Raw genomic sequence first — 13,628 nt, 5'->3', positions numbered from 1 at the left:
GTTTCATGGATTGTTCTCGCTGACTGGAGGCTGAATGGGGACGATTGGAGGATCCGGCCGCGGAGTGCCGCTGCGGTCGATCAGGCCGAGGGTACGCGGATCGGTCACGAACTCGGGATCGTAGAGCGAGCGCATCGACCCGAACAGGCTGAAGAACGGCGCCCTGATGTTGAGAACGAAGCGGATGGGCAGCTTTGCGACCTGCCTGGTCAGGAAGTTCGACTGGGCGCCCACCCCCTGGCTCAGGCCGTCGAAGCTGATACGCGTGACGATTTCGCCCGAAAGCGATCCGCCAAGGCCGATCTCCATGCGGTTGTAATTGACCGACTTGAGCGCATCGAAGGCGAAATTGCCCATCGCCGAGAGATCCTTGTAGGTGAGTTCGCCGATGTAGGCGACGTTCCCTCCCGGCGGGCGCGACACGAGATAGCCGTTTTCTATACGTCCGCCGTTCTCGTCGAAGATCAGCGGCAGCTCGCCGTCGAACACGCCGGTGGCGTTGATGTTGGACAGATCGAGGTGCTGCACGAACGTCGCCGCGTCGAGCCCTTCGACTTTCAGCGTGTAGCGTCGCGTCTCGGCCACGCCGATCGTCATGCGCGCGGGTTCCAGCGTCAGCCTTCCATCCATGAACGGCCACTGCGCGCCATTGATCTGCAAGAGGTAATCGGGCTTCATCTGGAACGAGAGCACGCCGTCCGTCACTTCGATGCCCGGATTGATCGAGGCGATCTTGAGTGTCTGATCGGGCGCCGTGACAAGGCCGAGAAGGTCTGTGAAGACGACTTCGCCGGACAGGCCCTTGACCGGTCCGAACGCCGCGGCGAAGTTCACGGCGTCGGTCGCGAAACGCCCGCGGCTGGTGACGCCCGCTTCGTCCCAGTCGATCCGCCCGCTGCCGCGCACCGTGCCTTCGAGATTCGAGACGACCCCCAGCGCCAGATTCGAAAGCGTGTCGGCCTGCAGGCGCTTGTCGAACGTGATGCCCTCGACCGTGAGATCGGCATGCCCCGCCGCCGTGGCGAGGTCGTGAACGATGTCGGCGCGCACGACCTCTCGCTCCGACGCCGGTTCGCGCATCACGGCCCGCGCCGTGATGACATTGTCGGCGAGACGCAGCGTGGCACCGTGCGCGACGGCCGGCCGGAACCGGGCTGTTGGCGCGCGATCGACGAGGGTGAAAGTGCCATTGTCGATGGAGAGCACCCCATCCGCATAGCGCCAGTCGCCCGCCGTATTGTGAAGATCGAGCGGCACCGCATAGAGCGCGACGTCCGCCTCGTCGAAGGTTCCGCCAATCTCCTTGCCGACTTGCGCATCGAGGTGCGTCACTGTGAACTTCGAGGCACTGCCCGCCGGTCCGAGTTCGACGTCGAGCGTCCGGGCCGAGAGAGCGCCCGCGCCCGAACCCTTCTGCGCATAGCCGATCGGACCGCTGGCGATGCGGATCGGCGTCTCGCCCAGACGCCCGGCGAAGTCGAGCGCGGGAACGCCTGCCGCCAGTTCGAGCCTGCCGCCACGCTGGCGCAGGATCGCGCGCCCTTCGGCCGGACAGACCTGCAGGCTGCGCTTGTCGATCGTGAGATTGGCAAACGCGAGACGATCGAAGGCGACCTGTGTGCAGCGCGGCCAGACCGCAAGGTCGCCGTTGGCGGCCCATGCCCCGTCGACCGGCAACAGCAGGTTCTCGGCCCGCCCGCCGGGCAGCGCGCCGCTCAGCACCGCCCTGCCCGAGAAACCGACGGTTCCGTCCGCCTTCTGCACCAGGGCCAGGTCCGGGACAGCAACGCGCGTTTCGCCGGTACGATACTCGCGCATCTCCACCCGCATCGACAGTCGCCCGTTCGCGCCAGTCTGCATGCGCGCGCCTATGCGCGGAAGCCCCCGCCCCCCGGTCGCGAAGTTGCCGGTCACCAAGGGCGCGCCATCGGAAAGCAGCACCTGCACGCGCGAGAGCGACAGGAGCGAGGCACCGCTGGCCCCGCGCAGCGCGCCGCGCGGAACGACGAGGCTCACCCCTTCCGCAGACTGTCGCAGCACGAGGTTGGCATCGAGCGAGCTGCCGCGCATCTCGCGAGCCAGGGCGCTGCGGACCTGCGCCGCGAGCGATGCGACCAGCGTGCCCTTGCCTGCGCTGACGGCTTCGCCGAGCGCGCGATTGAATGCGGCGCCGGGAACGATTCCCTTGCCCGAGAGGTCACCTTCGATGTCGATCCGGTCAAGCCCGGCACTCGACCGTGCGCGACCATCGAAGGCGAGGCTGGCAGCGCGCGCCTGCGGCGTCGAGATCCCACGCGCCGTCAGGTCGTACCGTGCATTGAGCGCCCGTTCGCGGTAACTCACCCGCACTTTGCCGGAGACCCCGTCGAGGCGGCCGTCGCCGTAGGCACCACGAGCGGCGGTGATGCCGATGGTGCCTTCGCCGCCGTCGAGCGCCTTGTCGAGAGTCACGTCCAGCTCTGCCCCTCCGCGCGCCAGCCGCAGTCCATCTTCGGGACAGGACAACGAGGCAAACCGCAGCGGACCGGCGAACCGCGGTTTCCCGCCGCTTGTGCTCACTTTGCCGTAGAGGCTCGCCCGACCGGTCTCGCAGCCGGCAACAGACAGCTTCGGCGAAATCGCGGAGAGTTCGCCCTCGAAGCCGCCCCGCAGCGGCCCCTCGCCCGCGATCCGGGCGCCGATGCGGCCATGGTCGCTCTCGATAAGGGCGCGTCCGTCGACGATCCTGAGATCGTAGTCGGGCATCGAAAAGGGTTCCTCGCCGCCGGTAAAGAGCACCTTGTCAAGCGAGCCGAAGCTGGGCCGCCCCCCATGGACCGTACCATAGAGGCGCGGCCGCACCAGCGTGACCCGGCCGATTCCGGGCAGCCCCCAGCCGAGCCTGGTCCTGACGCGGACCTCCTCGACGGTCAGGTCCGGCCTTGCGGGATCGCCGATCGACAGGTTGCGGATCACCTGTTCGGCAGGACCGATGCGGACAACCTCGTAACGCGCCGGGAGCCCCATCGAATCGAGCTGGCCGGCAATGACGTTGTCGGCGATGTCCTTGCGCGTGACCCAAACGACGCCGACGGCAACGAGCAGAATCCCCAGAATGACGAACGCCGCCAGCCGCCAGCGGCGACTAAACCGCTGACGAGGTTCGGAAGTCTCGATCCCATCGACGGGCTGGTCTTCGTCGTGCGCCATCTGTTCCATCACTTGCGCTGGACGCGCCGGAAAGGCAATTGTTTCTACCGGATATGCCAGACCAAGCCCCTCTCTTCGATGAACGCGGCCCTCCGGGGACCGCGCCCAACGACCCCAGCGGGCACCGCGCCCGGCTGCGCAAGCGGCTGATCGAGAGCGGGGACGAGGCGCTGGCGGATCATGAGGTGATCGAAATGCTGCTGATGGAGGCCGTTCCCCGGCGCGACATGAAGCCGCTGGCGCGCAGCCTGCTGCAGCGCTTCGGCTCGCTGGCGGGGGTGCTCCAGGCCGATCCGCGCACGCTGGCGGCCCATCCCGGCATGGGCGAGGCAACGGCGGCGGCCCTGCGCGTCGTAACCGTCGCCGCAACGCGCCTGGCCCGTCAGAAAGTTCGCGAGGCCCCGGTCATCGGCTCATGGCAGGCGCTGATCGACTACCTCACCATCGACATGGCCCACCTCACGCTGGAACGCGTGCGTGTGCTCTATCTCAATTCCCGCAACATGCTGATCCTCGACGATCTCGTCGGCGAGGGTTCGATCGACGAGGCCGCGATCCACCCGCGCGAAGTGATCCGCCGCGCGCTCGACATCGGCGCGACGGCGCTAATTCTCGTCCACAACCATCCTTCCGGCTCTCCGCAGCCCAGCCGTGCGGACATCGAGATAACCAACCGCATCGCCGAAGCAGGAAGGCTGCGCGGCGTCACGGTCCACGATCATGTCGTGATCGGGCGTGAGGGCCATGTCAGCCTGAGGGCGAAAGGACTCATCTGATGTGCGTCGCCGCCGTTGCCTGGGATACCCATCCCGACTGGTTGCTCGTCGCCGTGGGCAATCGCGATGAGTATCACGACCGCCCTACCGCCCCGCTAGCGCCCTGGCCTGACGGCAGCGGCGTGATCGCCGGCAAGGATCTGCGCGGCGGCGGCACCTGGCTCGGCGTATCAAAGGCCGGGCGCTTCGCGCTCGTCACCAATTACCGCGTGCCGGAAGGCCCGCAGCTTGGACGCCCCACGCGCGGCAAGCTCGTCACCGACCTGCTGGAGGGGCGGGAACCCGAACAGGTCGCGCGGATGAACCCCTTCAACGTCGTCCATGCCGATCACGGCGAAGCCTGGTTCCTCACCAATCATCCGGCCACGGAATCACGCCGTCTAGCCGCCGGCATTCACGGGCTGTCCAATGGCGGCTTCGATGTTCCCTGGCCGAAGACGGTGCAGTTGCAGGCAGCGCTCGGCGACTGGCTCGCCGCCGGAACCCGTGAGTTCGAACCGCTGATGACGGCCATGCGCGCCGAAACGCCCTGCCCCCGGCTCGCTCGGCCGGAGGATGGGCCGGAGCCTCGGTTCGCGCCCGTTTTCATCCGAAATGAAATTTACGGCACGCGCTGCAGCACGATCGTCGCCATTGCCCGTGACGGGCGCGGTGCCATTCATGAACGCAACTTTTCCGCGCAAGGCGCCGTCACCGGCGATGTTCGGATAGGTTTCCGGTGGCCGCTTTCGTGACAAGTGCCTGACCGGAATGCCGATGCCATCCGGCGCACGCCTTACCCCGTAGAACTTTTCCTATCTTGCAAGGCATGCAATTGCCGGTAATCCCACGGCCCGGATCGACACCTTCGGGGCACTCACAAGTCAGGGGCGACGATGATCTTCGGAATCGATGCAGGTTCGCCGGCCGTGATGGCCGTGCTCCTCGTCCTGCTGTTCCTGGCCTTCGCTTTCGAGGTGGCGGCCCCGGAAGTCGTGGCGCTCGGACTGGTGGCGATCCTGCTGCTGCTCGGCGTGGTCGCAACCGACGACGTGCTGGCCGCCATGGGCAATCCCGCCCCGCTGACCATCGCCTGCATGTTCATCATCTCTTCGGCCATGGTGCGCACCGGTGCGCTGGACCTGCTGGCGACCCGGATCACCGGGATCGGAAAGACGCGTCCGATCCTTGCCATGGGCATATTCCTCGCGGCGATCGCGACGATGTCCGCCTTCACCAACAACACGCCGCTGGTGATGATGATGATCCCGGTCGGCATGACGCTGGCGAAGGAACTGCGCATCCCGGCATCGAAGATCCTCATGCCGATCTCCTTCGCCGCTGTGCTCGGCGGGACGGTGACCCTGCTCGGCACTTCGACCAATATCCTGGTTGACGGCGTGGCCCGAAAGGCCGGCCTCGCGCCTTTCTCGATCTTCGAGATCGCACCGGTCGGCGCGGTCGTCGCGCTGGCCGGCGTGGCCTGGCTTGCCATCAGCTACCGGCTGCTCCCCGACCGCGATACCGTCGCGGGGCTTACCGCGAACGGAGAAGACAAGCGCTTTATGGTCTCGATCTTCATCGAAGCCGAATCGCCCTACATCGGGCAGAACGCGCTGACGATCGATCTGCTTTCGCGGCGCGAGCGCCGCCTCGTCGATGTGCTGCGCGGCGACGAATCGCTGCGGCGCGATTTCGAGCACTGCGTCCTCCAAAAAGGCGACATCCTCGTCGTGCGCACCTCGGGCAGCGACCTGATGACGCTCAAGGAACGCGGCGATCATGCGCTGACCGAATCCTCGAGCGACCCGCATGTCGTCCAGCTTTCCCGCCGCAACTCGGTGCTGGTCGAAACTCTGCTGGCCCCCGGGGCCGGAATCATCGGCCATACGCTCGCCGACCTGCGCCTGCGCCGCCGCTACGGCGTCTATCCGATCGCCCTGCACCGCAAGGGCACCAACCTGCAGAAGCGCTACGAGGAAGTCCCGCTGCAGGTAGGCGACACGCTGCTGCTTGAAGGCGCACAGGAGGACCTGCGCCGGCTCGTCGAGGACCAGCAGCTCGTCAACATCGCCGAGCCCACCGTCCGCGGCTTCCGCCGCAACAAGGCCTGGATCGCCGTCGGCAGCATGTTCGGAATCGTCATCGCCGCCGCTTTCGATTTCATGCCGCTGGCAGGGCTCGCCGTGCTCGGCGTCGCCACGGTGCTGGCCAGCCGCTGCGTGGAGCCGGACGAGGCCTTCAAGTCGGTCGACTGGCGCATCCTCGCGCTGATCATCGCCATGCTCACCATCGGGACCGCGCTCGAGAAGACGGGCCTTGTCGAAATGGCGGTGCAGTTCGCGACGCCGTGGCTCGGCACCATGGGCCCATGGGTGGCACTCGCGGCGATCTATCTGCTCAGCCTGGCATTGACGGAACTCGTTACCAACAATGCCGTCGCGGTCGTCGTCACGCCCATCGGCATCAGCCTTGCACACGCGCTTAACGTCGATCCGCGCCCCTTCGCGGTTGCCGTGATGTTCGCCGCCAGCGCGAGTTTCCTGACACCCATCGGCTATCAGACGAACACCCTCGTCTACGGCGCCGGCGGCTACAAGTTCACCGACTTCTACAAGTACGGCTTTCCGCTGACCGTGCTCGTGGCCGTGACAACGCTGATCATGATCCCCATGATCTGGCCGCTCTGAAAAGCGGGCAGGACGCCGCCACCTGATGGCCGCCCCGGGGCCTTCCGGGGGCGGAATCAACAGCCGCGCTTTCGCAATCTGCACGTAGCGGCGCGCGGTTTGTCGAGAACCTAGACGCCTGTCGTCCTATTCACGCAAATGCCGTGAACAGGGGCAGGCGGAGAGGATTTTCGAACAATGTCCTACGAGTTGAACCGCAAGCTGGCCGCGCCGCGCGGAGCAATGCCGACGACATATGAGATCGACCAGGTCACCGCCGACATTATCCGGGGCGCTTTCGAAACGGTCTGCTTCGAAAGCGCCACGTATCTGGGCCGCGCCGCCTCCTCGCCGATCATCAACCAGTCGAACGAGCGCAATGCCGCGATCGTCGATGCCAATGGCCGCCTTGCGATGGGCGCGGTTGGCACGCCGCACCTCACCTTCGTCAACCAGATGGAGACGCGCTGGGGCCTGATGAACCTCGAACGCTACGACTGGGGGCCGGGCGATGTCTTCCTCGCCAACGACCCCGACCATGGCGGCGGCCATCTGCCCGACTACTGCGTTTATGGCCCGGTCTATGACGAGAAGGGCAAACTGATCTGCATCCAGACGCTGCAGGCGCATCAGGGTGATACCGGCGGCAAGGATCCGGGCGGCTTCTCGCTGGACGCCACCGACCTCTTCACCGAGGGCGTCATCTACCCCTGCCTCAAGCTCGTCCACCGGGGCGAACTGCGCCGCGATGTATTTGATATGGTCGTGCGCAACAACCGCTTCGCCACTTTCGCCGGCGACATCACGGCGATGATCGGCGGTGTCCAGCACGCGGTGAAGATGCTGAACGGCCTGATCTCAAGGTGGGGCTCCGATGTCGTCAAGGCGGCTATCAATCACTCGATCGAGCACACCGAACGCCGGGTGCGCGAGGAAGTGTCGAAGTGGCCGGACGGCACTTACGAAGCGACCGTGCTGATCGACCACGACACGGCGGGGACCAAGGACATCAAGGTCCATGTCGCCTGCCGGATCGAGGGCGACCAGCTCACGGTGGACCTCACCGGCACCGACGACCGACCGAACCTCGTGGGCGTGTGGAACACCTTCGCCAATACACGCAGCTACGTGATGACACAGGTGGTCGCCGCGATGGATCCGACGATCGTCAAGAACGAGGGGTTCTTCAACGCGGTCGACATCGTCATTCCCGAAGGCTGCATCGCCCAGCCGCCGCCGAACAAGCCGGCCGCGCTGGGCTCTTTCCACCCGGCCTGCGAGATCACCGAGGCAGTCTGTCTCGCCCTCTCCAACGTCGCGCCGGAGCGTTCGCAGCCGCAGCTCTACAAGATCGGCATGCCCAACGCCGTCATCGGCTTCGACGAAAAAGGCATGATGTGGATGGATCAGGGCGTCGACTGCCGTTCCATGGACACCAGCGCGGTGCAGGGTATCGACGGCTGGGGTTCCTGCCCGAATGCGCTCGGCTCGCTCATCCTGTCGGAAGCCGAAGATGCCGAAAGCCGTTTCCCGATTCTCAACATCTCCCGCGAGATGACTACCGATGGCGGCGGCGCCGGCCAGTGGCGCGGGGCCCCGGGCTCGCTCAACGTCAAGCAGGTGCTGAAGCCCACGACGGCGATGGCCTGGATGGTCTCGGCCGACCATCCCCTGCGCGGCATGTGCGGCGGGGACGATGCAATTCCCTACAGCAACCGGTTCGAGGTCGGATCCCCGAACGAACGCAAGATCGAACACACCGCGCAGGACCTCCTGCCGGAAGGGGCTAAGATCGCCTACCAGCACGGCGGTGGTGCCGGTTTCGGTCGGCCGCTGCTGCGCGATCCCGAAGCGGTGAAGGAAGATGTGCTCGACGAGTACGTCAGTCTCGAGGCGGCGCGGACGAAGTACGGCGTGGTGCTGACGGGCAGTCTCGATGACTACACGCTGGAGGTCGATCGCGGGGCCACCGAGGCGCTGCGGATCGAGATGGCTGCGATGGCCGAAGCGGTAATGTAGGCGCAAATAATCCTCCCCGGCACGGGGAGGGGGGCCGCCGCTGGCGGTGGAGGGGCCATGGCTGGACGCCGAATGAAGAGGCTATTCCTCCATCAGCTCTGCGGCCTGCACCTCCCCGTGCCGGGGAGGATCTCTCTGGGATCGAGGAAGCGGAATGACTTATCGCGTTGGCATCGACATCGGCGGCACCTTTACCGACTTCGCCCTGCTCAAGGAGGGCTCGAGCGAATCGGGGAAAGTAGTCCTCCACAAGAACCTCTCCACCCCCGAGGACCGCTCGCTTGGCGTGATGCAAGGGCTGGGTGCGCTGGCGGAGAAGGAAGGCCTTTCGCTCGCCGATTTCCTCGGCCGGTGCGAAGCCATCGTCCACGGCACCACCGTTGCCGACAACACGCTCATCGAAATGAATGGCGCCGTCACCGGCCTCATCACGACCGAGGGTTTCCGCGACGAGATTGAGTACCGCCGCGGTTTCAAGGAAGACATCTGGGATGTGCGCCTCGAGCCGCCCCGACAGATCACCCCCCGCCGCCGCCGTCTGACCGTGCCCGAACGCATCTTGCACGATGGGACGGTCCACAAACCGCTCGATGAGGGCGCGCTGCGCGAAGCCTGCCGCAAGTTGCGGCTGCAGAACGTGGAGGCAGTGGCGATCTCGTTCCTGTTCTCCTTCGTGAATCCCGATCACGAAAGGCGGGCCAGGGAGATCGTTCGCCAGGAAATCCAGAATGCCTACATCTGCGCCAGCCATGAGGTGCTCCCGCGCGCGCCGGAGTACGACCGCACGTCGACAACTATCGTGAACGCCTACGTCGGCCCGCGTGTGACGAGCTACCTCGAGAAACTCGTCCAGCGCCTCGTCGAGGGTGGATACAGGAACCAGCTCATGGTCATGCAGGCCTCGGGCGGGGTCATGACCAAGGAATATATCGACGGCGCGCCAATCCGCGTTCTGGCCTCCGGCCCGGCGGGCGGCGTCATCGGCTCGGCGCACTGCGGCAGGGCCAAGGGCCATACCAATCTGCTCTGCGTCGACATGGGCGGCACGAGCTATGACATGTCGCTGGTGGTGGACGGACTGGCCCCGGCCGAAGCGGGCTGGAATATGCACCATCGCTATCTGATCGGCGTGCCGATGGTGAAAGTGGAGACGCTGGGCGCCGGCGGCGGGTCGATCTGCCACGTCAACAAGGGTGCCCTCGAAGTCGGCCCGCGTTCGGCCGGCGCCGCGCCGGGTCCTATCTGCTACGGACGCGGCGGCAAGGAACCCACGGTAACCGACGCGCTGGTCATGCTCGGCATCCTCTCCACCGACGAGGGTTTCGCCGGCGGCAGCTTTCGCCTCACCCGCCAGGGCGTCGACGAAGCATTCCAGGCAATTGCCGACGAGATGGGTCACGGGGTCGCGGAACAGGCCGCGTTCGACTGCTGGCGCGTGGTCACTGCCAACATGAGCCAGGGCGTGCGCCGCACCACCGCCGGCAAGGGCATCGACCCGAAGGATCTCGTCATGCTTGCCTATGGCGGAAACGGCCCGGCCTTCGCCGCGATCCAGGCCGAAGACCTCGGCATCTCCAGAGTTCTCGTCCCCAAGACCTCGCCGACATTCTCTGCGCTCGGGACGCTGGTCGCCAACCCGACAATCGACGAGGAACGTTCTTACATCGCCTCGGCCAGAACGCTCGACCTCAACCGCATCCGGCAACACTGGAACGACCTTTCCGTCCGGGCGAAGAAGTACTTCACCGATGCCGGTTTCGCCGCCGAGGCGATCCGCGTGAATTACCAGCTCAACATGCGCTATCCTGGGCAAAACTTCTCGCTCTCGTTCGACTACCAGGCGGACGTGGCGCTGGGCGACCTCTCGTTCATCGGCGAGGACTTCGGCGAAACCGCGATCAAGCTGTTCAACGGGCGTCACATGGCCGAGTACGAGCACATCCGCGAGCATGAGGTGCCCGAAGTCTCCGGCGTTCGCCTCAACGCGCACGTGGTTACGCCCTCTCCGGAGATCGGCGGGGGCTTCACCCCGAGCGGCAATCCACCAAGCGCCACCAAGTCACGCCGCGCCAATCTCGACGCAGGTTTCGCGGAAGTGCCGGTCTACCTCGGCAAGGACCTCGTGCCCGGCATGGAAGTATCCTCGCCTGCGATCATCGAGGAGACCTTCACCACGATCGTCGTCTACCCCGGCTGGAAGGCACAGATCGACGATGCCGGCGACTATCAACTTGTGAAAGCCTGACAACGCCGGCGCGGCTTCGACCTCCACGGCGTTGCAGCGTCAGGCGTCGCGTGTACCTTATCCGGCGAACAGGAGAGGACGCCCGAATGCCGCTGCCCATGGCCATCCACGCGCAGGACCGCCTGCTGTCGCTCAATATCCACGAGGAACCGGGAATCGATCTCGATCACCTGATCCCCGGCATGATGCTCTGGCCGCTCTTCCTCGATCCCGACAACGCGACCTGGGTACTCTATGCCCGCTACGCGCCGGGAACGACGCTGCCGAGCCACTTCCATACCGGCGCGGTCCATTTCTTCACGACCAAAGGCACCTGGGGCTACAAGGAGTATCCCCGGGACCAACAGGTCGCCGGCAGCTATCTCTATGAACCGCCGGGAACGATGCACACGTTCCACATTCCCGAGGACGGCGAACCGGTTGAAGGGTTCATGGTGGTGTCGGGGGTGAACGTCGTTTTCGATGATGAAGGCAACTACCTCAATACCGATCACGCCGGCTCGATGGAACAGACAATTCTCGAATGCGCGAAGAGGCAAGGCATTGACATGCCCCGGTACATCCGCCCGTCCGGCCCGGCGGCCTTTACCGCCTGAAGGAGGGCGCCGGCCCTCGGGCACGGTACGGACGGCGCAGGAACAAGGGCGCGCGCGTAAACGGCCCGTCGATTCCATTGGCCCGCGCGCCATCGCTAACTTGCGATTCAGCTATCCGAGCCTACATTGGCCGACGAAAGGACGTTTATCCGACAATGAACGACGACCAGCCGAACGGCAATCCCTGGGTAAAGAGCCTGCTCGTGTGGGGCGGCATCTTTCTCGCGCTGCTCATGGTGGTATCCATGTTCAGCTCGCGCGGCGACGCGGGACCGATAATCCCCTATTCCGATTTCCGCGCCAAGGTCGCGGAAGGCAGCGTCGATGCTGTCGAGATCGGCGAGAACCGCATCGACGGCAAGATGAAGAACGGCGATTCGTTCTCTACCGTCCCGGTCCCCGGCGATACGACCCTGACGCAGCTGCTTCAGGCGCATGACGTCAAATATGCCGGCAAGGCGGCCGAAGAAGGCAACCTGCTGATCTACATCCTCGCCCAGACCCTTCCCTTCCTGCTGATCGTGGGCATCGCCTTCTTCGCGCTGCGCCAGGTCCAGAAGGGCGGCGGCTCGGGCGCGATGGGCTTCGGCAAATCGAAGGCCAAGCTGCTGACCGAGCGATCGGGCCGCGTCACTTTCGCCGACGTGGCCGGTATCGACGAAGCGCGCGAGGAGCTTGAGGAAATCGTCGAATTCCTGCGCGATCCGCAGCGCTTTTCCAAACTCGGTGGCCAGATCCCCAAGGGCGCGCTGCTCGTCGGCTCGCCCGGCACCGGCAAGACCCTGCTGGCCCGCGCCATCGCGGGCGAGGCTGGCGTGCCGTTCTTCACCATCTCCGGTTCCGACTTCGTCGAGATGTTCGTGGGCGTCGGCGCCAGCCGCGTGCGCGACATGTTCGAGCAGGCCAAGAAGAACGCGCCGTGCATCGTCTTCATCGACGAAATCGACGCGGTCGGCCGTCATCGCGGCCATGGCCTCGGCAACTCGAACGACGAACGCGAGCAGACGCTGAACCAGCTGCTCGTCGAGATGGACGGTTTCGAGGCGAACGAAGGCATCATCATCATCGCCGCGACCAACCGTCCCGACGTGCTCGACCCCGCGCTGCTGCGCCCGGGCCGCTTCGACCGCCAGGTCGTGGTGCCCGTGCCCGACATCGAGGGCCGCGAGAAGATTCTCGAAGTGCACATGAAGAAGGTGCCGCTGGCGCCCGACGTCAATCCGCGCGTGATCGCTCGCGGGACGCCGGGCTTCTCGGGCGCGGACCTGGCCAATCTCGTCAACGAGGCGGCCCTGCTCGCGGCACGCCGCAACAAGCGGCTCGTGGCCATGCAGGAGTTCGAGGACGCCAAGGACAAGGTCATGATGGGCGCCGAGCGGCGATCCATGGTCATGACCGAGGACGAGAAGAAGATGACCGCCTATCACGAGGCGGGTCACGCGCTCGTCTCGCTCAACGAGCCGGCTTCGGATCCGATCCACAAGGCCACGATCATTCCGCGCGGCCGCGCCCTGGGCATGGTCATGCGCCTGCCGGAACGGGACAGCTACTCCTACCACCGTGACAAGATGCTGGCGAACCTGTCGGTCGCCATGGGCGGCCGCGTCGCCGAAGAACTGATCTTCGGGCACGACAAGGTTTCGAGCGGCGCCTCGTCGGATATTCAGTACGCCACCGGCCTGGCCCGCAACATGGTCACCAGGTGGGGCATGTCGGACAAGCTTGGCCCGCTGCAGTACGAGGAACAGCAGGAAGGTTACCTCGGCATGGGCGGCTCGCAGCGGCTGATGGGCTCGGACGAGACCAACAAGCTGATCGACAGCGAGATCCGCGTGCTGGTGGATGACGCGCACAAGCGCGCTACGCAGATACTCAACAGCGAGATCGACAAGCTCCACCTGCTGGCCAATGCGATGCTCGAGTATGAGACCCTGTCGGGCGACGAGATCAAGGATCTGCTCGAACACGGCGAGATCGACCGCCCCAGCGAGCCGGTCACCACCGGCAAGCCGGTGCGGACGGCGGGTTCGTCGATCCCCAAAGCAGGCAAGCGTTTCTCCGGAGGAACGGCGCCCCAGGGCGCCTGATCCGGGAATTCGGTTCTCCCCCAGGGAGAATGCAGGAGGGGGCGGCAGGCCGAAAGGCCTACCGCCCC

At 65.5% G+C, this 13,628-nt stretch carries 8 protein-coding genes; 7 read left to right on the top strand and 1 reads right to left on the bottom strand.

Features of this window, described 5'->3' with window-relative positions:
- Positions 1 to 3: 3 nt before the first annotated feature.
- A complete protein-coding gene (locus tag IEX32_RS05325) occupies positions 4 to 3,189 on the bottom strand; it encodes an intermembrane phospholipid transport YdbH family protein (RefSeq protein WP_188769234.1) in 3,186 nt (1,061 codons plus the stop codon).
- Positions 3,190 to 3,242: 53 nt separating this feature from the next.
- On the opposite strand from IEX32_RS05325, the gene radC reads away from it, so the two are divergent.
- The 7 genes from radC (at position 3,243) to ftsH (ending at position 13,560) form a co-directional block, all read left to right on the top strand.
- Positions 3,243 to 3,965: a RadC family protein gene (radC, locus tag IEX32_RS05320; protein WP_188769233.1), complete on the top strand. Its 723-nt coding sequence runs from the start codon at positions 3,243 to 3,245 to the stop codon at positions 3,963 to 3,965.
- Positions 3,965 to 4,699 (top strand): NRDE family protein, encoded by a 735-nt coding sequence (locus IEX32_RS05315; protein ID WP_188769231.1) that lies wholly within the window; start codon positions 3,965 to 3,967, stop codon positions 4,697 to 4,699. The genes radC and IEX32_RS05315 overlap by 1 nt, the downstream gene beginning before the upstream one ends.
- Before the next feature lie 141 nt (positions 4,700 to 4,840).
- Positions 4,841 to 6,634 (top strand): SLC13 family permease, encoded by a 1,794-nt coding sequence (locus IEX32_RS05310; protein WP_188769229.1) that lies wholly within the window; start codon positions 4,841 to 4,843, stop codon positions 6,632 to 6,634.
- A 177-nt stretch (positions 6,635 to 6,811) separates the two neighbouring features.
- Complete coding sequence (locus IEX32_RS05305; protein ID WP_188769227.1) at positions 6,812 to 8,632, top strand: hydantoinase B/oxoprolinase family protein; 1,821 nt, start codon at positions 6,812 to 6,814, stop codon at positions 8,630 to 8,632.
- 154 nt (positions 8,633 to 8,786) lie between these two features.
- Positions 8,787 to 10,877: a hydantoinase/oxoprolinase family protein gene (locus tag IEX32_RS05300; protein WP_188769225.1), complete on the top strand. Its 2,091-nt coding sequence runs from the start codon at positions 8,787 to 8,789 to the stop codon at positions 10,875 to 10,877.
- A gap of 86 nt (positions 10,878 to 10,963) precedes the next feature.
- Positions 10,964 to 11,473: a 2,4'-dihydroxyacetophenone dioxygenase family protein gene (locus IEX32_RS05295; RefSeq protein WP_188769223.1), complete on the top strand. Its 510-nt coding sequence runs from the start codon at positions 10,964 to 10,966 to the stop codon at positions 11,471 to 11,473.
- Between the two features lie 155 nt (positions 11,474 to 11,628).
- Complete coding sequence (gene ftsH, locus IEX32_RS05290) at positions 11,629 to 13,560, top strand: ATP-dependent zinc metalloprotease FtsH (RefSeq protein ID WP_188769221.1); 1,932 nt, start codon at positions 11,629 to 11,631, stop codon at positions 13,558 to 13,560.
- Positions 13,561 to 13,628 lie beyond the last annotated feature (68 nt).

The organism is Novosphingobium endophyticum (assembly GCF_014640675.1).
GTDB classification, from domain to species: Bacteria; Pseudomonadota; Alphaproteobacteria; order Sphingomonadales; family Sphingomonadaceae; genus Novosphingobium; species Novosphingobium endophyticum.
Note: the sequence above shows the minus strand (reverse complement) of the source record. Positions and strands in the feature narration are given on the sequence as shown.

Bases quoted from the DNA above. Each gene is read 5' to 3' on its own strand.
- IEX32_RS05325 (WP_188769234.1), bottom strand. From the start codon at position 3,189: ATGGCGCACGACGAAGACCAGCCCGTCGATGGGATCGAGACTTCCGAA.
- radC (WP_188769233.1), top strand. From the start codon at position 3,243: ATGCCAGACCAAGCCCCTCTCTTCGATGAACGCGGCCCTCCGGGGACC.
- IEX32_RS05315 (WP_188769231.1), top strand. From the start codon at position 3,965: ATGTGCGTCGCCGCCGTTGCCTGGGATACCCATCCCGACTGGTTGCTC.
- IEX32_RS05310 (WP_188769229.1), top strand. From the start codon at position 4,841: ATGATCTTCGGAATCGATGCAGGTTCGCCGGCCGTGATGGCCGTGCTC.
- IEX32_RS05305 (WP_188769227.1), top strand. From the start codon at position 6,812: ATGTCCTACGAGTTGAACCGCAAGCTGGCCGCGCCGCGCGGAGCAATG.
- IEX32_RS05300 (WP_188769225.1), top strand. From the start codon at position 8,787: ATGACTTATCGCGTTGGCATCGACATCGGCGGCACCTTTACCGACTTC.
- IEX32_RS05295 (WP_188769223.1), top strand. From the start codon at position 10,964: ATGCCGCTGCCCATGGCCATCCACGCGCAGGACCGCCTGCTGTCGCTC.
- ftsH (WP_188769221.1), top strand. From the start codon at position 11,629: ATGAACGACGACCAGCCGAACGGCAATCCCTGGGTAAAGAGCCTGCTC.